Raw genomic sequence first — 22968 nt, 5'->3', positions numbered from 1 at the left:
TAACCAATCAACCGGAGGGCGATCGATGAGCAAGGTCAGTGAGCAAGATTTGGGCCACCTGCGGCGGGCGATCGCCCTCTCCCAGAGCGCCCGTGAGGCGGGCAACTGCCCCTTTGGCGCGGTGCTGGCCGATGGCTCCGGGCAGGTCTTAGCCGAAGCCGAAAATAACCAGATCACCGAGCGCGATTGCACGGGTCATGCCGAAACCGTGCTGCTGCGCCAAATGGAAAAAGGTCTGAGCCTCAACACCCTCAAAGATTGCACCCTCTACGCCAGCACCGAACCCTGCCCCATGTGCGCCGGGGCGATCTTTTGGAGCGGCATCGGGCGTGTGGTCTATGCTCTGGGCAGCGATCGCTTCTACAGCCTTGAGGGCGAATCATCTTTTCAGCTGCCCCTAAGCTGTCGCGACGTGCTCAAGCACGGCAAACACCCGGTCGACGTCATTGGCCCTGTGCTCGAAGACGAAGCGCTGGCGGCCTTTGAAGAATTTTTCTGAGAAGTTTGGCTAAATGAATACCCCCGAACCAGGCTGGCCACAGCTATAAAGCCTTACGCAGCACGGGCAAAAAAAGAGCCCAAGCTCAGCTCAGGCTCTCTTCCGGCTAATCAACGGTGTCTACGCAATCTAAACGGCGATTTTGCCGCCGTCGTTGCGGGTGATCACCACCGTGGCTGAGCGGGGGCGAGCATTGCCGCCGTCGGGCCAGTGGCTGGTGAACTGGGCCGGGTCGGTAGCCGACTCACTGTTTTCCCCAGGGTGTTGAATGTTGACGAAAATCACCGTGCCGTCGGGCGATTCGGTAATGCCGGTAATCTCGCAGTCGCGGGGACCGACCAAGAATCGGCTGAGCACCGTGGGGCTAGCGACCTGGCCCACGTAGGTCTTCACCTGCTGGTCGCCATCGCTGTTGATGGGCACCGCCTTATTGCTCACCATTTTGGTGCCGCCATCGCCCACGGCTCCAGGCAGAGCAGCTAGCATCATGCAGTTGGTCACATCGGTGTAGTAGCCATCGTCGGTTTGTAGCCACAGCAGGCCGGGCACGGCCTCGCTAAACCACAGGCCATCGGGGCTAGAGAAGTCGTTTTCGTGGCTCAGGCCCGATAGGTTCACGTCGGGGGCGGCGTCGGCCTGGGCACCAAACAGGTAGACATCCCAGGTGAAGCTGGTGGCGGCATGGTTGCCCCCGGCCTCGCGCCAGCGAATCACGTGGCCGTTGACATTGCCCCGGTTGATGGTTTCGCCTTTGGCCTCGGCATAGTAGCGGGGGTTGGCGGCGTTGAGCGGGGTTTTAACGCCGCGCCCGCTGCTGCTCGACACATTGTTGGTCAGGGTGAGGTAGACATCGCCATTCACCGGGTTGACGCCGCCCCACTCAGGCCGATCCATCTTAGTGGCCCCGGCGGCATCGGCGGCAATGCGGGCGTTAATCAACACGTCGGCTTCGTCGGCAAAGTTATAGTCGGCGTAGTTGGCGATCGCGGGGTTGGCCAGGGTCAGCGGCAGCCATTCGCCCGTACCGTCGTCGTTAAACTTAGCGGCATAGAGGGTGCCCGCATCCAGGTACTTGTTGCCAGCGGCCATGCCCCGGTTGGCATCGCGGGGGTCCCACTTGGCGGCAGAGACAAACTTGTAGGTGTACTCGTTGCGGGCGTCATCGCCAGAGTAAAACACCAGCGGTTGACCGGCCACGGCGGCAGCGGGCCAGCACCCCTCGTGGGCAAAGCGGCCGATCGCGGTGCGCTTTTGGGGCATGGCATTGGGGTTGAAGGGGTCGATTTCGACCACCCAGCCAAAGGTGTTGGCCACGTTGCGATAGTCCTGGTTGGCGCGGCTGGCGGTTTTGCTGGCATCCCAACGCTGGTAGAGGTCGGGGTTACGGGCGGCCTCAGCCCGCGACCAGTTGTAGCGACCCGAGGTGGTGTTGCCAATGCCGTAGCGCTTAAAGGACGAGACTTCCTTGGCGGTGCGGGCGCTATCGGCTTCGCGTCGGTTGAAGTAGCCGGCCCAGTTTTCTTCACAGGTCAGATAGGTACCCCAGGGGGTATAGCCATTGGCGCAGTTGTTGAGGGTGCCCCGCGTTTGCTCGCCGCTGGGAGAAAACGCCGTAGCCAGTAGGGGGCTGCGCCGGGCCGGGCCGCTGATCTGGCAGCGGGTGGCGGCGGTGACGCGGTGGTTAAAGCGCGAGTCGCGGTTGACCTGGTAGGTGCCCCCCTGCTTGACCACTTCCACCACGGTGACGCCGTGGGCTGCCACTTCTTTGTCAATCTCGATCGCCGGGCGGGCTGCGGTGCTGTCAGCGCCGTAGTTGGTGGGGCCATTGGGGTGTACAAAGCCCAGGTCTTCGCAGACTTCGTGGTTGATGCACAGCAGGGCGCGATCGCTGCCATTGGGGTCCCAGCCGTTGCCCGCCCGGTTCAGGCCAAAGTAGTGCATGGCGTCGTGGTGGTCACCGGCCCGCCCGTCAAAGTCGTGGTCGGTACCGTCGTTTTTGTAGGGAGAAACATTGGCCTTAATTGGGTCGCCTGTGGCCAGCAGTACCCGGGCGGTGTAGCCCTCCGGCACCGTCAGGGTATCGGCAATGCTCTTGGCCACAGGGCGAAAGCTGAGGCGCAGGTTGGTGGCAGCGGCAGCGGTTTGCCCCGACTGTTTGGCGGCATTAACCCCAAACGCCAGCCCGGTGCCCAGCATCGTGGCGGCGGCCAGAGACGAACTGCCTTTCAAAAAGCCTCGCCGACCTAGGCGAGCGCGGGCTACAACTTGTTCAAAAGAGTCGTTGCTGGAGGGGTTGTGACTCTCATCCTCAGAATGAAACAAAGTTTTGAGGACAGCGCGAAAATCTTGATGTTTTGCCATAGCAAGGCCAGCGTATAGGGCTCGATTGATGGGTCGACACGATGATAGGAGGCTTAGGTAATGAAAGACTTAATGACGGTTTAGCAATTATTTAAGGGGCGATGAAGGGACGGGGTAGCTGATTGCTGCTGAGACTCAGCCTGGCCACACCCCGGTTTAGCCAGACGCATGCCATCCGTTCCTACGGTTGGCCGTTTGGGAGCTAGGGTTGTGGGGCTCGGAGTTGGCATAAGACGGTGTGAACTGGGCTGGGCTTCGGCGCAGCACCCCCAGCCAGAGACTGCGGCGGCGATCGCGTTGTAGAGCCCAATGATCCGTTTACTATTGAATGGTGCTATTGGGTCGTTAAGAAAATTTCATGGTCAATCGCTTCAAGATTGGGACGCGGATCGGGGCGGGATTTGCGCTAGGGCTGACAATTTTAACGCTGCTGGGTGCGGTTGCCTACCAAACCACCACTAGTCTGATTCGCAGTGCCCAGCGAGAGCGAGCGTCTTACCAAGTCTTGGCCTATTTAGCCGACCTGGAGGCAGAGCTGGCCAATGCCGAAACCGGGCAGCGTGGCTATCTGATCACCGGGCAAAACCAGTACCTAGAACCCTATAACCAGGCTCTCACCCAGATCGACGAGCTAGAGCAGACGCTACGCCAGCTCAACCCCGATGATTCGGCAGTCTACGACCGTTTGGATGAGCTTAACCCGCTGATTGAAGCGCGCTTAGCTCGGCTGAGAGAGGGCATTGAGCAGCGCAACACGGGCGGGTTTGCGGCGGCCCAGGCCTTTATCTTGACCGATCGAGGGCGGCAGCTAATGGAGCAGCTGCGTGACCTCATTGCCGACATGCGACTGGCAGAAGAAGCCCTGCTTCAGGAGCGGGCCGCGCAGGCCCAGCTGTCTGCTGAGCAGACCCTGTATACGATCGCCCTGGGCATTCCGGCTTCGTTTGTGTTGCTGTCGCTGGTGGGCTGGGCCTTGGCACGCAACATTTCTCAGCCCCTGCGCAACCTGTCTAATACAGCCGAAGAGCTGGCGCGCGGCAATTTAGCGATCGACCTGCCCCACAGCACCGCCCAAGACGAAACCGGCATCTTAACCCGCACCTTTAACCAAATGGTCACTAACCTGCGGGAGACCATTAACGCCAACGAAGAGCAGCGCTGGCTGAAGTCTAACCTGGCCGACCTGTCGCAGCAATTGCAGGGACAGCGCAGCCTAGAAGCCCTATCTAGTCTGGTGTTGACCTACGTGGCTCCCCTGGTCGAAGCCCAGCAGGGCCTGTTTTATCGGCTTGACAGCAGCGGCCCAGCGCCCCGGCTTGCGCTCTTGAGCAGCTATGCCTACCAAGAGCGCAAGCACCTCGCCAACGAATTTGCTCTGGGCGAAGGGCTGGTGGGCCAGTGTGCCCTAGAAAAGCAGCGGATTTTGCTGACTGAGGTGCCGGGCGACTACATTCGCATTCGCTCTGGACTGGGGGCGGCACCGCCCCTCAATATTGTGGTGTTGCCGGTTTTGTTTGAGAACGAGGTGCAAGGGGTCATAGAACTGGCCTCGTTTCAGCGGTTTGACGAACTCCAGCTCACCTTTTTGACCGAAGCTGCCTCGGTGGCGGGGGTGATGATCAATGCGATCGCCGCTTACCTCGAAACCCAGCGCCTGCTGGAGCAATCTCAGGTGCTCGCCGAAGAACTGCGCCAGCAGCAGGAAGAGTTGCTGCACAGCAATCAGCTCTTAGAAGAGCGCACCGAATCGCTGCAAGAGTCAGAGCTGTTTTTGCAGCAGCAGCAGGAAGAACTGCAGCAGTCTAACGAAGAGCTACAACAGCTTAACGAAGAGCTAGAAGAGAAAGCCGAGCTGCTTGAAACCCAGAAACAGCAGGTCGAGCGCAAAAATCAGGAAATTGAACTGGCTCGTCAGGCCCTAGAAGATCAGGCCAGTCAGCTAGAGCAGTCGTCGCGCTACAAGTCAGAATTTTTGGCCAATATGTCTCACGAGTTGCGGACGCCACTCAATAGCCTGCTGATTTTGGCCCAGATGCTCAGTACCAACAGCGACGGCAACCTGACCGAAAAGCAGGTGGAGTACAGCCGCACGATCCATTCTGCCGGGGCCGATCTGCTCGATCTGATCAACGACATTCTCGATATGGCCAAGATCGAGTCGGGCACCATGCACGTCTCGATCGAATCCCTTGCATTTACGGCCATTCAGCTAGAGCTAACCCGCACGTTTCAGCCCATGGCCACCAGCAAGGGGCTTGGGTTTGAGGTCGTGCTCGATCAGGCGTTGCCCACGGCGCTCTCGACTGACCCCCGCCGCTTGCAGCAAATTCTCAAGAACCTGCTGGCCAACGCCATTAAGTTCACCGATCGGGGCAGCGTAACGGTGCGGATGTTTCCAGTAGGCGATCGCCAGATTGGTTTGGCCGTGAGCGATACCGGTATTGGCATTGCCCCCGAAAAACAACAGACCATCTTTGGGGCCTTTCAGCAGGCCGATGGCACCACCAGCCGCAAGTACGGGGGCACCGGCCTGGGGCTGTCGATCAGCTTGCAGCTGGCTGAGCTGCTGGGGGGCTCCATGGAGCTAGAGAGTCAGCCCGATCGCGGTAGTACCTTCACCCTATATTTGCCCCTGCACTATGCCGACGCTGTGACCGATGGCCCAGAGGCACGGGACAGCGCCCCCGAGCGCCTGCTCGAAACCGTGACGCTCGAGCAGCGCCCGGTTTTGCCGGCGCCGCCTGCGGAAACCCCAATCGCCCCGGTGGCCTCAGCTCCCCTTCCCCCCCTGCCCGACAATCTAGAGGACGATCGCGATCGCGTGCAGCCCGAGGGCGAAGAACAAGCCGCCGACCGTGTGCTACTGGTGATCGAAGACGACCCCAACTTTGCCCGTATTTTGCTGGAGATGGCGCGGGGGCAAGGGTTTAAGGTGCTAATTGCCCTTCAGGGCCAGGCGGGTCTGGCCCTGGCCCAGCGGTTTAAACCCAACGCCATTACCCTCGATCTGCACCTGCCCGATATGGCCGGTCTGGCGGTGCTAGAGCAGCTCAAACACAACCCAACCACCCGCCACATTCCGGTCCACATTTTGACGGTAGACGATCAGCAGCAGCAGGAGTTTCAGCTAGGGGCGATCGCCCACATTCAAAAACCTGTCTCGCCCGAAATCTTGACCCAAACCCTGATCGATATCAAGCAGTTTGTCGAGCGGCAGGTGCGCTACCTGCTGGTGGTCGAAGATGACTTGGTACAGGCTCAGAGCATCATTGAGCTGATCGGTGGCCCCGAAGTGACCAGCACCGCCGTCTATACCGGCGCAGCCGCCCTTGAAGCGCTGCGATCGCAGCCCTGCGACTGCATTGTGCTCGACCTCGGCCTGCCCGACATGAGCGGCTTCGATCTGATTGAGCAGATCAAGCAAGACCCCGCCCTAGTCAAGCTGCCGATCATTGTCTATACCGGCAAAGACCTGACCGAGGCCGAAGCGACCCAGCTGCGCCGGTTGGCCGAAACGATCATCATCAAAGATGTGCGATCGCCCGAGCGCCTGCTCGATGAAACCGCCTTATTTTTGCATCGGGTGCAAACCAAGCTGCCGCCCAGCCAGCAGCAGGCCTTGGAGCGATTACAGCACAGTGATTCGGTGTTGGCGGGCAAAAAAGTGCTGATCATCGATGACGACGTGCGCAACGTGTTTGCCCTCACCAGCCTGCTAGAGCAGTACGAGATTGAGGTGGTGTTTGCCGAAAATGGCCGCGACGGCATTGCCACCCTCCAGGCCCACCCCGATGTCAACCTGGTGCTGATGGATGTAATGATGCCCGAGCTAGACGGCTACGAAACTACCCGCCTGATCCGCCAGCAAGACCAGTTTCGATCGCTGCCAATTATTGCCCTGACCGCCAAGGCTATGCAGGGCGATCGCGAGAAGTGTATCGAAGCCGGGGCATCTGACTACATCACTAAACCCATCGATACAGACCAACTGCTGACGCTGCTGCGTCTGTGGCTTTACACCTAACCTATCGCTCTATCTAAAGATCTTCTTTTGGGGAGACAGCCCAACTAGAAAATTGGGCGACAATAGTACCCAGACGGGCTGAGCTACCCAGTTAAGGTCTAGGAGTAGGGCTAACGCGCCAGCTAAGTCAATTGCACAACGCCAGTGGATATTGTGAAACCAGAGGATATTGACGTTCACTTGCTCATTGAAGGGCTCTATCGTCGGTATGGCTACGATTTTCGCAACTATGCCCAGGCCTCGCTCAAGCGTCGCATTCACAACTTTCTCAAGACCGAGCGGGTGGCCAGTATCGCCGAGTTGCAGGCGGCGGTGTTGCGCGATCGCGCCTGTGCCGAGCGCCTGCTGATGGGCTTGACGGTCAACACCACCGCCATGTTTCGCGACCCCAGCTTTTACGTTGCCTTTCGTCAGCAGGTGGTGCCCCTGCTGCGTACCTACCCCTTCTTTCGCATCTGGCATGCCGGGTGTTCTACCGGGCAAGAAGTGTACTCAATGGCTATTTTGCTGCACGAAGAAGGGCTGTATCCCCGCTGCCGCATCTATGCCACCGATGCCAACGACAAGGTCTTGCAAACGGCCCGCCAGGGCATTTATCCCTACAAACAAATGCAAGACTACACCCAGCTCTACCTCAAGGCTGGTGGGCGGCGCGCCTTTTCAGAATATTACACGGCTAGCTATGATCACGCTATTTTTCGTCCCGCCCTGCGAGAGCGGATTGTTTTTGGCGAACACAATCTAGTGACCGATGGCTCTTTTAATGAATTCAACGTGATCATCTGTCGCAATGTGTTGATTTATTTTAATCAAACGTTGCAAAATCAAGTTCATGACTTGTTTTATAACAGCCTGTGCAAATTTGGCATTTTAGGCTTGGGCAGGCAAGAAACCATCCGGTTTACAAAATATGAAACGGCCTACGATGATTTAGTTAAATCTGAAAAGCTTTATAGGAGGCATAGTTAGTGGCCTATGAATTAGTCGCTATAGGTACCTCTTTGGGAGGATTGTCGGCCCTAAAAACTCTGTTAAGATCTCTCCCTAGAGACTTTTCTGCTGCGCTGGCTATTGTTCAACACCGGCACCGGGAGTCTGACCAGGCACTCAGTGCTTTCCTGCAACAGTTTACGGTTTTGCCTGTGCATGAAGTTGAAGACAAGCAGCGTATTCAGCCAGGTCATGTCTATTTTGCGCCGCCCGACTATCATTTGTTGGTAGAATGCGGATATTTTTCACTCTCTGTTGATGAGCCAGTTTCCTACGCTCGGCCCTCTATTGATGTACTGTTAGAATCGGCTGCCGATGCCTATGGTGAGCGAGTTATTGGGGTGGTTTTGACAGGAGCTAATCAGGATGGGGTGCAGGGACTATCGACGCTTAAGGCTCGGGGTGGTATGACGATTGTGCAAGACCCACACACTGCTGAGAGTGCGGTCTTGCCCGGTGCTGCGATCGCAGCAGTAGAGGTAGATATTGTCTTACCCATCTCCCAGATTGCACCCCACCTGATTTACCTTTGCCAAGCGACGGAATCATAGGCATGCAGACCGAATCTCCAGTAAATATTTTGATGGTTGACGACCAGCCCGAAAATTTGGTGGCGCTGGAGGCCATTTTGGGCGAACTGGGAGCCAATCTAGTTAAATCAACCTCTGGTGAAGAAGCCCTGCGCTGTCTGCTGCAAGATGATTTTGCGGTAATTTTGCTCGATGTGCAAATGCCCCAGATGGATGGCTTTGAGGTAGCCACCCTGGTGCGCCATCGACCGCGATCGCAGGATACGCCCATTATTTTTCTCACCGCCTTTAGTAGCAGTGAGCAATTTATGTTTAAAGGCTATGCTCTTGGGGCAGTTGACTATTTAATTAAACCGATTGCGCCAAATGTTTTACTCTCCAAAGTAGCCATTTTTATTGAGTTATTTAAAAAGACCGAAGCCCTGCGACAAAAGACCGAAATTTTGCAGCAGCAGGCCAATCAATTAGAGGTCATTAATACTGAGCTTCAGCTGAGTGAAGAACGCTTTCGACTGCTCAGCACCTGCTCACCCGTCGGGGTATTTGTCACCGATACCGAGGGGCGTTATCTCTATACCAATCCGCGCTTTCAGGCCATTTGTCGTTGTTCAACCGCATCCGTTAACGATCGCAGCTGGCTAGATGCCATTCACCCCGACGATGTTGCCGAGGCTCGCGCTACCTGGGCCGCATTTGTTCAAGATGGGCAAGACTACGCCCAAGAGTTTCGGTGTCAACCGGAGGAGGATAACCTGCGCTGGGTCGCCATTCGATCGGCACCCATGATATCGGAGCAAAAACAATTTGTTGGCTATGTGGGCACTGTAGAAGATATCACTGAGCGTAAACAGGCCGAGGCAACCAACGCCCAAATTATTCGCGAACAGGCGGCCCGCCAAGAAGCCGAAACCGCCAACCGCATGAAAGATGATTTTATTGCGGTGCTCTCCCACGAGCTACGCACGCCCCTAAACGCAATTTTGGGCTGGGCCAATTTGCTGCAATCCCGCAAATTAGATCCCCAAAAAGTTGACTACGCCATCAGCACCATCGAGCGCAATGCGATCGCTCAGAAACAGCTAATCGAAGATATTCTCGACGTTTCACAAATTGTGCGCGGCAAGCTCCAGCTACACCGCCAGCCATTAAACCTTGTCAACATTATTCAAACGGCGTTAGAAACGGTGAGACCGGCGGCAGATACCAAGGCGATCGCCCTCACCCACAACTGCCATGACTACCCTCACCTAGAGGTCACCGGCGATGCCCTGCGGTTGCAACAGGTCATTTGGAATTTGCTGACCAATGCGGTTAAATTTACGCCCAACCAAGGGCAAGTCGACATTCGGCTCTCGCTGGTGGCCGACCTGCCGAGTAATCGCTCTGGCCCCGAGTACCCAGCGGCTTTTGCCTACGCCCAACTGCGCATCACCGACACCGGGCTAGGCATTGATCCCAGCTTCTTGCCCCACATCTTTGACCGCTTTCGCCAGGCCGACAGCAGCATCACCCGCTCCCAGGGGGGCCTCGGTCTGGGATTGGCAATCGTCCATCACTTGGTCGAGCAGCACCAGGGGGCTGTCTGGGCAGAAAGCGCCGGGGCAAACCAGGGCGCTACCTTTACTGTGGCGCTGCCGCTGTCGTCTTCTCCTCCCCAGGCCCTGCTGCTGGCTGACCCCGAAGACAGCTCGATGCAGCCAGGCACCCAGACCTTAGCGGGGCTCTCGATTTTGATTGTGGATGACGATGCCGATACCCGCCATTTTCTCACCTACTTGCTAGAAGCCCAGGGCGCGGCGATCGCCACGGCGGCCTCCGGTGAAGCGGGGTTGCGCCTGTTGGGCTCTATGCAGCCCGATGTCTTGCTGTGCGACATCAGCATGCCCGATATGGATGGCTATACTTTGATGCAGACGGTTAGAGCCCAACTCCCCAAGCCCCAGTCGCAGGTGCCCGCAATTGCCATTACCGCCCATGCGCGCGTGTCTGATCAGGAGCAGGCTTTGGCAAACGGGTTTCAGGGGCACGTGCCCAAGCCGATCGACTCTGAAAAATTAATTCGCGCCATTCTGCAAGTGACCGGATCTACCAACGCCTAATACCGAATCCTATCTGTCTACCCCCCGATTTGTAGGGGCATTGCACTACAATGCCCCTACGAGGTATCGGTTACGAATCGGGGTTTTGTGGGTCGGATTTGGTATTCCCCCCGATTCGGCAGGGCAAATGGCATAGCCTGGCCGGAGGTCTTACCGCTGTTCGCCCGGTGGAATCGGGGGTAGCCAAGTAGGATGTGGTATGTAGCTGTGGCCAGTTGTAAATAATGTGAGCTAAAGTTTGCTCTGACTCTTAATGTGCAAATAACGTTCGACTAAGGGCTCTGCAATCTGGTCGGCGGGGGCATCGAGCACCAGCACGCCCCGCTGTTTGAGCCGAGCAAAGGCCGCTGCCCGCTGACTGAGCAAATCTAGCGCCACCGCCCGCTGGTAGGCTGCATCAACGGCGGCAGTGGGCTGGTGGGCCTGGCGATCGATCGCTGGATCGCGCAGCGTAATGCAGAAGGGCAGATGGCGAGGGCGCAGGCGGGCCAGGGCCGAGAGCAGTTCGGCGCTGGCGGTTTCATCCACAATATCGGTAAGAATTACCACCAGTGAGCGGCGGTGCTGCTGCTGGGCTGCGTGGAGGGCGGCGGCTAGGTAGTCGGATTCTTCCAGCACTGGCTCCAGGGGGGTTAGCCGTTCGATCATCTGCTGGAAGTTGGCCCGCCCGCCCTGAGGGGGGAGCCAGGTGTGCAGGGTGCGATCGAACACGCCTAGGCCGACGCGATCGCCCCGCGATACCCCGGCCAAGGCCAGCGAGAGAGCTGCATTCATGCCCCAGTCAAAGCGGGTTAATCCCTGCACCTGGGCCGTCATCAGCCGACCACGGTCTAAAAGAATCAATAGGGTTTGCTCACGCTCGGGTTCTAGCACTCGCACCAGGGGCTGACTGAGGCGGGCCGTGGCCTTCCAGTCCACAAAGCGCAGATCGTCGCCCGTGCCATACTCGCGCAGTTCGGCAAACTCGGTGCCCACCCCCATACGCCGCTTTTGCTTCAGAGTGCCGGTGGCCTGCAGGGCCAGCTTAACTGAGAGCTGGTTGAGGCCGATCAGGTCGGGGTAGACGGCGACGGTCGCTGCCGCCGGCACGGTCCAGTCGGCCCAGGCTAGCCCCCACGGCCCCCGCTGCTGAAGCTGGAGGTCGCCCCAGCTATACTCGCCTCGCTGCTTGGGGTTGACGGTAAAGGTGAGCGTTTCGGGTTCCTTGCCGTTGAGATCAACCTCTAGGGGCATCGGCGTGCCGTCAAACGCGGCGGGGTAGTTGTCAAACAGGCGCAGCCGGGTGCGGCTAGCGGCCTCGGCCTCTAGCAAAATCGGGTTGTCGCGACCGATAGACAGCCGGTGTAAGGGCTCCCGCCTGATGGTGGCGCGCCGTGCGTTGACCTGCCAACCGTCTGCCACCATCAGGGCGATCACAACGCCATTGAATAGCGCCAGGGCTACCAGAGCCACGGTGAGACGGTTGGGGGCATCGAAAAAATTGGTGAGCAGGGTGGCCACGACCCCGCCCCCTAGCAGTAGCCCGTAGGTGCGCCCCGTGGGAATGATCGCCATTAGCGGGGCACCGCCACGCTGTCGAGCACAGTTTGGATGATGCGATCGCAGGTCAGTCCATCTAGCTGGGCCTCAGCGCTTAGCATCAGCCGGTGGCGCAGCAGGGGCAGGGCCACGGCCTTCACATTGTCGGGGGTAACAAACGCTTGCCCGTTGAGCCAGGCGTGGGCTTTGCAGGCTGCCAGCCACTGCACCGTAGAGCGGGGAGAGGTGCCCAGATCTAAGTCGGGGTGCTGGCGGGTTTTGTGGGCCAAGGCCAGCAGATAGTCAAGAATGGGCTCTTGTACGGGCAGGGCTTTGACGGCTTGACGGGCCGCCAAAATGTGGTGGGCGGCAGCGATCGGTTTGAGTTGGCCAATATCTAGCCGCTTGGCCTCAAACCCGGCCTGGGCGTTGATCAGCATTTGCTTTTCGGCGGCGGGGGCAGGGTAGCCCACCACCAGCTTAAATAGAAAGCGATCGAGCTGGGCCTCGGGCAGAGGGTAGGTGCCCTCAAACTCCAGCGGGTTTTGGGTGGCCACGACCCAAAACAGATCGGGCAGCGGGTGGCTGGTGCCATCTAGGGTCACCTGCTGTTCTTCCATCGCTTCTAGCAGGGCCGACTGGGTCTTGGGTGGCGTGCGGTTGATTTCGTCGGCCAACAGCACCTGCGTAAACACCGGCCCTTTTTTGAGGGTAAAGGTGCGGCTAGTGAGGTCAAACACGTTGGTGCCCGAAATATCCGACGGCAAAATGTCGGGGGTCAGCTGAATGCGGCCAAAGTCGGCGCGAATTAGCTGAGACAGGGCGCGGACTAGCAGGGTCTTGCCGGTGCCCGGGACCCCTTCTAAAATCACGTGGCCACCGGCCAGCAGCGCCACCAACAGCTCTTGCACCAGGGGTTCTTGGCCCACTACCACACTGCTGAGGGTGGTGCCAATGCGCGTCATTGCCGCCTGTAGGTCACTCATGGTCGGCCAGGGTCTCCTGGGTAAGGGGCTGAAGGGATTGTAACCGTTTGAGCCAGTCGCGCAGTTGGCGTTCTCCTTGGGGTGGGGTGGGGTACAAAATTGCGGCTAGATCGGTGGCAGGGCGTCCTAGCTGAGCATTCCAGGCGGCTTGCAACTGCTCGATCGGGAGAGGCGTGGGGCCTAACCCTAAGGACTTTTGCAGTCGCAGGCGCTCGGCTTGGCCCAGGGTTTGCACCACAAAGTCGTGGCTGCCCGCTTTGTGCAGCACCCCAGCTAGGGCCTGAATGTAGGCCTGGCTGTTGTCTAGCGTGGCCTGAGGCAGGGCACGGCGCTGGCCCAGCCTGCGGTTGTAGGCCAGCAGGGCCAGCAGCGAGACGGCCAGCACCTGAGCGACGAGAATCACCAAAGGTGTACGGGCCAGGTAATCGACCCAACTGCCGCCGATCTCAGCCGCGATCGCCTCCTCATCCCGGTAGCCGTGTACATACTCATCGACCCACACTCGCCCACCGGCCTCAGTGACCAGTGCTGTCAGCAGAGCAAAGTTGCCGGGCTGGTTGCGGTAGGCATTGGCCCCCAGGTGAGGCGTTGCCGCCACCGTAAACTGCCCACCCGCCAGCGATTCTTGCCACACCACCGCGCCATAGTCATCTCTGAGCACAATGGCCGGGGCAAACCCAATACTCGATCGGCGGCGGGTATCGATCTGCACCGGCCCCGCCTCGCTGGCCAAGGTTTGCGAAAAGGGTGCCGCCGTGGCGGGCGTTTTAACCCCCAACACCACCAGCCGATGGCCCGCTTCTACCCACTCGGGCACCCAGGGCAGCAGGGCGGGTAAATCGGGCTCTTCGATAAACCCCGGCAGCACCACCAACAGCGTGTCTGCTGGGGCTGGGCCTTCGTCCTGGATTAGAGTGACGGCTGGGGCCTCATCGTCGTTTTGAAAGTTGTCTTCAAGGCGTGTCAGCAACTCTGAGACTGGGCGCTGCCAGCGCTGCACCGCTACCCCCTGCTGCTCTAGGGCCTCGTACCAGGCGCTATAGCCCGCTGGCCCCCGGTGCCAGGTCGAGCCACTGGTAAGCCGACTGGCTGCGGGTGTGCCCAAGATTAGCAACCCCAGCAATAGGGTCAGGGCCAGCAGTGCCAGCCCCAGGGTACGGCGATTCCAGGGCAGCGATCGCATCACGACTGGGCGATCTCCTGGTAGGCGCGGCGGCACCGCTGGTACGTCTCCTCGGTGGCCAGAGCTTCACCGTAGGTAAGGCGCTCATGGGTGCGAATTAGTAGTTCGTAGGGACGGCTGGGGTTGGCAGCCATGCAGTCCAAATATTCGCCATCAGTGCGGCTGGCGCGGTAGAGCACGGTTTCGGTGTCGTTGAGTCGGGCTAGCCCCGCCATGTAGAGCGCTTGACAGGCCGCAGCGTAGTCGCCCTGCTGGGCAAAACGCTGGGCCTCACGCCACCAGTGGGTTGCCTGCTGAAGGGCTGCTGTGGTAGGAGCGGAACGCTGGGTCGCATTGGTGCTCTGCCGCTGCCGGTTGAGATAGGTGACGATGCCCCGGTACAGTAGCCAGCCCGTCCACAGGGTAAGAGCGGCGATGGTAAGCCAAAACAAGCCCTCAGCCACCGGCCCTAGCCACGGCCACCGGGGCACCTCCGGGCCATTCACATTGACCCGAGAAAACTGGTACTCAAACCATTCCCCCAGGTTTTGCATGCTTTGGCGAATCTGCCAAAGCAAAGAATTAGTGCGGTGGGGAAGGTCAGCCATTCAGACAATTTGCTAAATCTGGCCCCATTATGGCTCACGGATCGCTCGGTCTAACTTTACGCCTAAGGGGATTCAGGCTAGGGCGCACCGCTAACGCTAGGGTTTACGCGCGATCGCTCGTTCGTAGGCCGGGTCATGCTCAGCAAAGCTCAGCACTAGTACCCGCCTTGGGGCCGGAGCGTCATAGATTCTATAGACCAAGCGATAGGTTATGCCATTCCAATCGATTTCGATTGCTCGATAATTGCTCAACTGACCTTTGAGAGTATGGTTGGGCAGGCCAAGACATCGATAGGGATCAAGAATTAAGACCGACTCCCGTAAATCGCTGAAAATTTCCCTCAGTTCACTCGGCAACTCGGGCAAGTCTTCTGCTTCAACCAATCGATGGGTCTTAATCAGGTATCTCGATTTGAAAGCCACGATCTCTTAACCGTTGGTGTAAACGCTCAACATCCACCTCTTCGCCCTCCTCAATTACTGTCACCCACTGGGTGGGGTTATCGAGGTCGGCGATGCGATCGATCGCGCGTGCTTCGGCGGATCGCCGGGCCAGGGGTTGCCCAGGGTCGTCCTGGTGCTTCCAGATCAAATAATCGACAAAGTCTTGAATGGTTCGCAGCTCTGCTTCTGAGAGGGTGCCAAGCTGCTGGGTAATGTGTTCGACCAGGGGTGCCAGAGCGGTGTTTTGCATGGCCTAGGGCAGTAGGGAAGTTGCTTCTCAGTGTAGCCAGGATATAGAACAGCAGAATTGGTGCTCTGGGATTATGGCGGTATATTCTAGAGTTTTTGGCTACCGGCAACGCCCAGCGGGGCGAACAGGGCATAAAAGTAGTTTGAGAAACGACGCGATCGCCCAACAAAACTCAACTCTGCTCTCGATCCAGGTCAATTTTTAGGGTCAGCCGCAGGGGCAAAAACAGCCGCCAGCGAATCGCGATCGCCCGCAGGCCAAATATTAGCCCCATCGCAATCAAACGACAGAAGGGCGAGGGCATCAGGTGCAGCAGCACCACATAGACGATGCCCCCCAGCACAATCGGCGTCGCGTACAGTTCTCGCGACAGCAGCAGCGTGGGCCGATGGGTGACCACATCGCGAATAATGCCCCCAGCGATGCTGGTGATCAGGCCCATTACCACCGCCACGGCGGCGGGGTAGCCAAACAGCAGCGTTTTATCGATCGCTTGCACCGCAAACAGGGCTACCCCCATGGCATCGAGGTAAGACAGCAGCCGCAGGGGCAGCTTGAGAATAAAGCGAATGCCCACAAAGGTGGCAAAGGAGGCCCCCAGGGCCACCCAAAAGGCGGTTAGATCGAGCAGCCAAAACACCGGCACATTGAGAATCACATCCCGTAGGGTGCCGCCGCTAATTGCCGTCAGCAACCCCACCACCACAATGCTAAAGATGTCGAGGCGCTGGCGGGTGGCAGACAAGACCCCCGAGACAGCAAACACCGCCACTCCAACTTGCGCCAAAACGTATTCCATGGGGGGTTGCTCAGGGATAGGCCGACTAGTGGGGCGGCGTGACAGCTCACCAAATGAAGACCGCCAACCCGCCCATTATCCCCTACTGCCCCGGTCGGGTTCAGCCCCAGTAGAATGATGGATAAACAGACGACCGGCAGCGATCGCATCCTCGCTGCTGGCATACATTTCGCCATCGTTGAGTACCGCCAGATCTGGGTTGATCACCCAGCAGCGGTACCCCAACCCCTGGTGATAGGTCACCCCCGCCACCCAACCTGGAAACACCGACACCTGAATTAGACGACCTGTATCCATTGGCATCGACTCCCTTAGTGCTGCGACTCGACCGTTGTCCTACGCGGTTCACCTCCCCCCTATTCCCCAAGCACCCCTCCAGGGTGAGGTTCGCACCCCATCGCTGGAGGCCTTGAATTTGGTTCAAGCGTACTATGCAATTGGGGCTAGGGCAATGGGCGATGGACGCTGAGATTAGCCCCAGGTGGTGTCAAGGATTTCCCCGCATTAACTACATTTCTGGGCTGGAGTGGGGTTTACTAAGGGCATCTCCCAGGCGATCGCCCAGGCCCGCAGTATCCACCCCTTCGTTCCCCATTCGATCTATCTTCAGGCAGCTATGGCATCTAAACAAAACGCCGGTACCGAGAAACAAAAGGCCCTTTCCATGGTGCTCAGCCAGATTGAGCGCAACTTTGGCAAGGGGGCAATCATGCGTTTAGGCGAAGCCAGCCGCATGACGATCGAAACCATTCCTACCGGTGCGCTCACCCTCGATTTGGCTCTGGGTGGTGGCCTGCCCAAAGGCCGCGTGATCGAAATCTACGGCCCCGAAAGCTCGGGTAAAACCACCGTGGCCCTGCACGCCCTGGCGGAGGTGCAGAAGTCGGGCGGGGTGGCTGCCTTTGTCGATGCCGAGCACGCCCTCGACCCGATCTACGCCAAGGCTCTGGGGGTGAATATCGACGAGCTGCTGGTGTCTCAGCCCGACACGGGCGAAATGGGGTTAGAAATCGTCGATCAGCTGGTGCGCTCGGCGGCGGTAGATGTCGTCGTCGTTGACTCGGTAGCGGCCTTAGTGCCCCGCGCTGAAATCGAAGGTGAGATGGGCGATGCCCACGTGGGCTTACAGGCGCGACTAATGAGCCAGGCCCTGCGCAAAATTACTGGCAGCATCGGCAAATCGCAGTGCACCGTGATCTTTTTGAATCAGCTGCGCCAAAAAATCGGCATCTCCTACGGCAACCCCGAGGTCACTACTGGTGGCAATGCCCTCAAGTTCTATGCCTCGGTGCGGCTTGATATTCGCCGCATTCAAACCCTCAAGAAAGGCACCGAAGAGTATGGTATTCGCGCCAAGGTAAAAGTGGCGAAGAATAAGGTAGCCCCCCCGTTTCGCATTGCCGAGTTTGATATTTTGTTTGGTCAGGGCATTTCGACCATGGGCTGCTTGGTTGACCTGGCCGAGCAAACCGGCGTCATCACTCGCAAAGGGGCCTGGTACAGCTACGACGGCGACAACATTGGCCAAGGCCGTGACAACACCGTGCAGCGCCTGATTGAAGATGCCGCCTTTGCTGCTCAGGTCGAAGCCCAGGTGCGCGATAAGCTGGCGATCAACGGGGCACCCGTCACTGTCGAACCTCCCGACGACGACACCGACGACCTGCTCGAAGTCGAGTAGACCGCTGTAGCCAGAGCATGCCAGCGCCAACTCTGACTGAGGGTAGTGGTGTTTTGCTGTCGATCGGGGGAGGATAGGGCTTACGCTTTCAAGTAGGCCCATGGATAATTCCCAAAATCGGTCTAGCAATGGCCTCGGTCTTGCCATTGCTACCGCGATCGCGATCGTCGGTGCGGTGGTATTTAACACCCTGTTTAACCGCTTTCCGCCAGGGGGCCAGAATGTTGGCGAACTGTCTAACACCTTGTTGGCTGGGGTGCTGATCACTCCGGCTAGCTACGCCTTTGCCATTTGGGGCATCATCTATCTGGGTTTATTTGCCTACGGCATTTACCAGTTTCATCCAGAGCGGCGGCAAGATCCCCAAATTCAGCGGGTCAACCTGCTACTAATTTTTGCCTGCATCGTCCAGACCATTTGGATTGTGCTGTTTTCGCTCCAGCAGTTCGGCTGGTCAGTGTTGGCGATGGTGAGCCTGCTGCTGGCGCTGATTGCTAGTTATGTGACGCTGCATATCGGCCTGGCTAGCCACAACCCGTCTCTGGGCTATCGGGTGTCTCGCCAGCGCCGCTGGATGGCCCATATTCCCTTTAGCTTGTATTTGAGTTGGGTGTCGGTGGCTACCATTGTCAACATCGCCTCTGCCCTCTACGTTTGGCCCTGGGGTGGCTGGGGAATTTCGGCTGTGGCTTGGACGGTGGCCATGACGGTTGTAGCCGCGCTGATCGGCGCAATCGTGATTTATCAGCGCGGAGATATTGCGTTTACCCTGGTGTACGTATGGGCCTTTGTGGCGATCGCCGTGCGCCAAAGCGATATCCCCGCCATTCGGTGGGTGGCCCTAATTGCGGCTGGGCTGCTGCTGCTGTGGCTAGCGTTGGTCAAACAAGGTCGGCCCAAGCGATCGCAGCGCTAGCGTTTATGCAATCGCTACACTTTTGCTGAACAGCGACTAACCTAAAACCCGGTTATTTCAGTCCGTAGCTATAGCCAGCACCGAGGGCCGACAGGCGATCGCAGTGAGATAATAAGGAGCGCAGCATTTTTCGCTGCTGACCTTTTAACTCCCTCCCCATGACCTCCGAACCCGACTTGACCCAGCCCTGGCTTTCGATCAAGCGCCTCTTTCTGATTCTTGTCACCGCCCTGGTGGGCCTTGTGCTGGTGCAGTCGCTGCTGAGCAGTTGGAATGAACCTCAGGTAGCCAGTCAGCTCCAGCTTTACCAAACCGACCTGCTGCTTGAGGGCAGCGCCTGGCAAGGGGCAGGTCTACCTGACGACCAATGGCCGACTCTGCGCGCAGGCCTGTTGGGGCAAGACCCGGTGGCCACGGCCCAAAAGCAGTACGAACAGGTGCGCGAGGGGGCGATCGAAAACATGGCCCGCTACGCCCCTGCCACGCAGACTGGCGAATCGCTGGCCGATGAGGCCAATGCGGGCAAGCCCTTAGCCCGCCGGGTGCAAACCGCCCTGAGCCAGCAAGAGACCCTGCTGCACCGCCTCGATCTGCGCCTGGGTCTGATGGATGCCTACCAGGAGCGGCCCGAAGCGGCCCTCGATCGCTGGGGGCAGGTGCGCGACAGCGACACCGCCTCAGCCCCAACGCTGCGCACAGCAGATACCCTCATTCGTCTGTGGCAGGCCAATCAAGCCAACGACGACGACGAAGCCTGGCTACAAGCGTCGCTCGACGGTTGGTTTGAGTATCGTGCCCTCGATCGCCTCTACACGGTAGAAGGGCGCGAGGCTGATCGAGCTGCCCTACAAGCCCTAGAGCAAGAAACCGCCCAGGGTAAATTGGTCAAGCTGGCTCTGGTAGGTGCCTTGCCAGCCCTAGGGGCCGTCACTGGTATCGGCCTGATCCTTTGGCTGGTGGCCCAGCGCGTGCTGCGGGGCAGTCAGTCGGTGCTGCGGCAAAATGCCGGTCAGGGCTGGGAAATTCCTTGGACGGGGGAAATTATCTGGCAGGTGCTGATTGTCGGCTTTTTCTTTGTGGGACAGATTCTGCTACCCCTGGTGTTGGGGGGGCTGGGCTTTAGCAGTGCAGCGCTGAGCAGCCGTGGTCGTGCGATTTTTTCTTTGGTTTACTACCTGCTGATGGCGGCGGGGGCGGTAGGGGTGCTGTGGTGGTCAATTCGCCCCTGGCCGGTGCCCAAAGACCTGTTTAAACTCAAGCCCTCGCGGTCGGCGCTGCTGTGGGGGCTAGGGGGCTACTTTGTGGCCGTGCCGCTGATGTTTGGGGTAGCGCTGATTAACCAGCAGATCTGGCAGGGGCAGGGGGGCAGCAACCCGCTGCTGCAAACGGTGCTTGAAGAGCAAGATGGTGTGGCGCTGCTGGTGTTCTTTCTGACGGCGGCGATCGCGGCTCCCCTGTTTGAAGAAGTCTTGTTTCGCGGCTTTTTGCTGCCCTCGCTGACCCGCTATATGTCGGCTGGGTGGGCGATCGCCTTGAGTGCTTTCATCTTTGCCGCTGCCCACCTCAGCCTGTCTGAGGTGCTGCCTTTAACGGTGCTGGGGGCGGTGCTGGGGTTTGTGTACACGCGATCGCGCAACCTGCTCTCCCCCATGATTCTCCACAGTGCCTGGAACAGTGCCACCATGCTGGGCCTGTTTATCCTAGGCGGATAGATCTCTTGAACTAACGAGAGCGCTATCATGACCCCATGATCACCCTCCTTCACCTCTCCGACATCCATCTGGGCAGCGGGTTTGCCCATGGTCGCCTCAACCCCGAAACCGGCCTCAACACCCGGTTCGAAGACTTCATGGCCGCCCTCACCCGCTGCATCGATCGCGCCTTGGCCGAGCCGGTCGATCTAGTGCTGTTTGGCGGTGATGCCTTCCCCGATGCCACGCCGCCGCCCCTGGTGCAGCAGGCGCTGGCCAGCCAGTTTTGCCGGCTGTCGGCGGCGGGCATCCCTACCGTGCTGTTGGTGGGCAACCACGATCAACATGCCCAGGGGTTGGGCGGGGCCAGCCTGTCGATTTACCGAACCTTGGGCGTTCAGGATGTGGTGGTGGGCGATCGCCTCGAAACCCACTATATTGCCACCACCAACGGCCCGGTGCAGGTAGTCACCCTGCCCTGGCTGACTAAATCAACCCTGCTCACCCGGCCCGAAACCGAGGGGCTATCGATGGCCCAAGTCAACGAACTGCTGCTCGATCGCCTGCGGGTGGCTCTAGAGGGCGAAATTCGCCGCCTCGACCCAGACAGCCCCGCCATTCTCTTGGCCCATGCCATGGTCGACACCGCCACCTACGGAGCCGAGCGGTTTCTCGCCGCCGGGCGAGGGTTTACCGTGCCCATGGCCCTGCTAGCCCGCCCCTGCTTTGACTATGTCGCCCTGGGCCATGTCCACCGCCATCAGGTGCTCTGCGAACAGCCGCTGATGATCTACCCCGGCAGCATTGAACGGGTCGATTTCAGCGAAGAAACCGAAGCCAAAGGCTACCTGCTGGTGCAAGTAGACAAAGGCACCGCCGAGGCCGAGTTTTGTCCTCTGCCGGTGCGCCCCTTCAAAACGATTCACGTCGATCTCACTACCGCAGAGCATCCTCAGCGTCGGCTTGAGCAAGCCATTGCCCAGGCCGATATTGTCGATGCTGTGGTGCGTTGCCTCTACAGCCTGCGCACCGACCAGGTCGACCAGATCGACCAGTCTGCCCTCGAAACAGCCTTAGCGGCGGCCCACACCTACACCCTCCAGCCCGAGTTAAAAGCCCAAACCAGCCGCAGTCGCCTACCCGAACTGGGCACCGACAGCGCCCTCGACCCGCTGGCGGCGTTGGGGGCCTACCTGGCCAACCGCGACGATTTAGGCGACCTCGCTGAGGGCATGATGGCTGCTGCCACTGCTCTGCTGGCCGATGAAATCGACGTCGATCTGTCTTTGGAAACCGCCGATTTCGACCTAGATGACCTCGACAGTTTGGCCCTAGAAGAGACCGCTCAACAACTGCGCTTGCTCTAATCGCTTTCAGTACCATCCCTTGGAGTACCATTGAGCCCAGACCTTGAGCCCAGTGAAACTTCTGTCCATGAACGAGGGCGAGTACCAACGCCGGATTAGCTATCGCCTGTTGTTGACGACCCTATGGGCTACGCTGCTGCTGCTGGCTGTAGAGGCCATTGGTGGGTGGGCTAACCAGTCGCTGACCCTGCTGGCCGAGTCGCTGCACACCCTCGTCGATGGCTTTAGCACGGTGCTCAGCCTGGTAGCCGTTACCTCTCCCCAGCGGCAGATGGGGCGCGAAGTTTGGGGTCATGGGCGCGCAGAGGTGGCGGGCACCCTAATGCTGTGCGCTTTTTTAGGATTCACTGGGGTGAGCCTGCTGTTCATTGCCCTGCGCCAAATCGTCAGCGCCTTCACTGGCGCAGACAATCCGTTTCAGGTTGTGCTTGACCCCCAGGTGCTGCGGTTTACAGCGGCGATGGTGATTCTCAATGTGGCCCTGGGTATCTACGCCAGCTACCAGGCTCGCAGCCTCAGTAGTCAGGCCCTCAAGCTCAACACCCGCCACTTTTTGGCCGATGCCTGGCTGAGCATTGTGATGGTGGGGGTGCTGCTGGCGATCTGGCAAAATCAGCGCTGGCTAGACCCGGTCTTTGCCCTGGTGCTGTTGCCTCTGGTGGGTCGCAGCCTGTGGCGCGTCTTGAACGAACAACTGCCCATGTTGCTGCGGCCCACTGCGATCGCCCCCGAAGCCATTTCCCACCTGGCCACCCAGGTAGAAGGGGTTACCCGCTGCACCCGCATTCGCTCCCGAGGTATGGTGGGTCGCCAGGTGTGGGTCGAGATTCACCTGGTGCTGCATCCCGAATTTGTCGAATCTGCCGAAACCATTGGCGAACAGATCGATGCCCTGCTGCGTCAGCGCTATGGGCCTCTCCGCACTCAGGTCTGGCTCGACCCCGCCCGCCCCTACCAGGGGGCATTTCTAGAGCCGGGGTCACCCAATTATTTGCCCCCGCCGGCTAACGATGGCGATTGGCCTTAGCGTTCGGCTGGGCCGC

At 59.0% G+C, this 22968-nt stretch carries 19 protein-coding genes; 10 read left to right on the top strand and 9 right to left on the bottom strand.

The genetic code is table 11. The features are described from left to right. Positions 1–25: 25 nt before the first annotated feature. Positions 26–499 carry a nucleoside deaminase gene (locus RRF56_RS13510; RefSeq protein WP_317038164.1) on the top strand — a complete coding sequence of 158 codons (474 nt, stop codon included), beginning with the start codon at positions 26–28 and terminating at the stop codon, positions 497–499. 129 nt (positions 500–628) lie between these two features. On the opposite strand, the gene RRF56_RS13505 is transcribed toward RRF56_RS13510, so the two are convergent. After that, positions 629–2860, bottom strand: a complete 2232-nt coding sequence (locus RRF56_RS13505) for a PhoX family phosphatase (RefSeq protein ID WP_317038163.1) — start codon at positions 2858–2860, stop codon at positions 629–631. 358 nt (positions 2861–3218) lie between these two features. Between RRF56_RS13505 and RRF56_RS13500 the strand changes: the two genes are divergently transcribed. The 4 genes from RRF56_RS13500 to RRF56_RS13485 all read left to right on the top strand — a co-directional run bounded on the left by RRF56_RS13500 (position 3219) and on the right by RRF56_RS13485 (position 10503). After that, positions 3219–6884: a response regulator gene (locus tag RRF56_RS13500; protein WP_317038162.1), complete on the top strand. Its 3666-nt coding sequence runs from the start codon at positions 3219–3221 to the stop codon at positions 6882–6884. A gap of 153 nt (positions 6885–7037) precedes the next feature. Beyond that, entirely contained in the window at positions 7038–7853 is an 816-nt protein-coding gene (locus RRF56_RS13495) for a CheR family methyltransferase (protein ID WP_410510607.1), read from the top strand. Beyond that, a complete protein-coding gene (locus RRF56_RS13490; RefSeq protein WP_317038160.1) occupies positions 7853–8425 on the top strand; it encodes a chemotaxis protein CheB in 573 nt (190 codons plus the stop codon). Before RRF56_RS13495 ends, RRF56_RS13490 begins: the two co-directional genes overlap by 1 nt. 2 nt (positions 8426–8427) lie before the next feature. Beyond that, on the top strand, positions 8428–10503 hold the full coding sequence (locus RRF56_RS13485; protein ID WP_317038159.1) for a response regulator: 2076 nt from the start codon (positions 8428–8430) through the stop codon (positions 10501–10503). Between the two features lie 231 nt (positions 10504–10734). Here the strand turns inward: RRF56_RS13485 and RRF56_RS13480 are convergent, their stop codons facing one another. The 8 genes from RRF56_RS13480 to RRF56_RS13445 form a co-directional block, all read right to left on the bottom strand. Next, positions 10735–12057: a DUF58 domain-containing protein gene (locus RRF56_RS13480; RefSeq protein ID WP_317038158.1), complete on the bottom strand. Its 1323-nt coding sequence runs from the start codon at positions 12055–12057 to the stop codon at positions 10735–10737. Further along, positions 12057–13007: a MoxR family ATPase gene (locus RRF56_RS13475; RefSeq protein WP_317038157.1), complete on the bottom strand. Its 951-nt coding sequence runs from the start codon at positions 13005–13007 to the stop codon at positions 12057–12059. The genes RRF56_RS13480 and RRF56_RS13475 overlap by 1 nt, the downstream gene beginning before the upstream one ends. Then, positions 13000–14226 carry a DUF4350 domain-containing protein gene (locus tag RRF56_RS13470; RefSeq protein WP_317038156.1) on the bottom strand — a complete coding sequence of 409 codons (1227 nt, stop codon included), beginning with the start codon at positions 14224–14226 and terminating at the stop codon, positions 13000–13002. Before RRF56_RS13470 ends, RRF56_RS13475 begins: the two co-directional genes overlap by 8 nt. Next, complete coding sequence (locus RRF56_RS13465) at positions 14190–14777, bottom strand: DUF4129 domain-containing protein (protein ID WP_317038155.1); 588 nt, start codon at positions 14775–14777, stop codon at positions 14190–14192. Before RRF56_RS13465 ends, RRF56_RS13470 begins: the two co-directional genes overlap by 37 nt. A 96-nt stretch (positions 14778–14873) precedes the next feature. After that, a complete protein-coding gene (locus RRF56_RS13460) occupies positions 14874–15161 on the bottom strand; it encodes a hypothetical protein (protein WP_317038154.1) in 288 nt (95 codons plus the stop codon). A gap of 10 nt (positions 15162–15171) precedes the next feature. Further along, on the bottom strand, positions 15172–15471 hold the full coding sequence (locus tag RRF56_RS13455; protein WP_317038153.1) for a hypothetical protein: 300 nt from the start codon (positions 15469–15471) through the stop codon (positions 15172–15174). 172 nt (positions 15472–15643) lie between these two features. Beyond that, complete coding sequence (locus tag RRF56_RS13450; protein WP_317038152.1) at positions 15644–16270, bottom strand: trimeric intracellular cation channel family protein; 627 nt, start codon at positions 16268–16270, stop codon at positions 15644–15646. A gap of 75 nt (positions 16271–16345) precedes the next feature. Then, the gene (locus tag RRF56_RS13445; protein WP_317038151.1) at positions 16346–16567 is read right to left on the bottom strand and encodes a hypothetical protein; all 222 of its coding nucleotides are present in this window, start codon (positions 16565–16567) and stop codon (positions 16346–16348) included. 319 nt (positions 16568–16886) lie between these two features. Between RRF56_RS13445 and recA the strand changes: the two genes are divergently transcribed. The 5 genes from recA to RRF56_RS13420 all read left to right on the top strand — a co-directional run bounded on the left by recA (position 16887) and on the right by RRF56_RS13420 (position 22952). Further along, complete coding sequence (gene recA, locus RRF56_RS13440) at positions 16887–17951, top strand: recombinase RecA (protein ID WP_317038358.1); 1065 nt, start codon at positions 16887–16889, stop codon at positions 17949–17951. 100 nt (positions 17952–18051) lie between these two features. Then, positions 18052–18867, top strand: a complete 816-nt coding sequence (locus RRF56_RS13435) for a tryptophan-rich sensory protein (RefSeq protein WP_317038150.1) — start codon at positions 18052–18054, stop codon at positions 18865–18867. A gap of 158 nt (positions 18868–19025) precedes the next feature. Then, the gene (locus RRF56_RS13430; RefSeq protein WP_317038149.1) at positions 19026–20579 is read left to right on the top strand and encodes a type II CAAX endopeptidase family protein; all 1554 of its coding nucleotides are present in this window, start codon (positions 19026–19028) and stop codon (positions 20577–20579) included. Between the two features lie 35 nt (positions 20580–20614). Next, positions 20615–21925, top strand: coding sequence for an exonuclease subunit SbcD (gene sbcD / locus RRF56_RS13425; protein WP_317038148.1), 1311 nt, complete (start codon positions 20615–20617; stop codon positions 21923–21925). Between the two features lie 52 nt (positions 21926–21977). Further along, positions 21978–22952: a cation diffusion facilitator family transporter gene (locus tag RRF56_RS13420; RefSeq protein WP_317038147.1), complete on the top strand. Its 975-nt coding sequence runs from the start codon at positions 21978–21980 to the stop codon at positions 22950–22952. Positions 22953–22968 lie beyond the last annotated feature (16 nt).

Origin of the sequence: Nodosilinea sp. E11 (assembly GCF_032813545.1) — a bacterium.
In the GTDB taxonomy this organism is placed as follows: Bacteria; Cyanobacteriota; Cyanobacteriia; order Phormidesmidales; family Phormidesmidaceae; genus Nodosilinea.
Note: the sequence above shows the minus strand (reverse complement) of the source record. Positions and strands in the feature narration are given on the sequence as shown.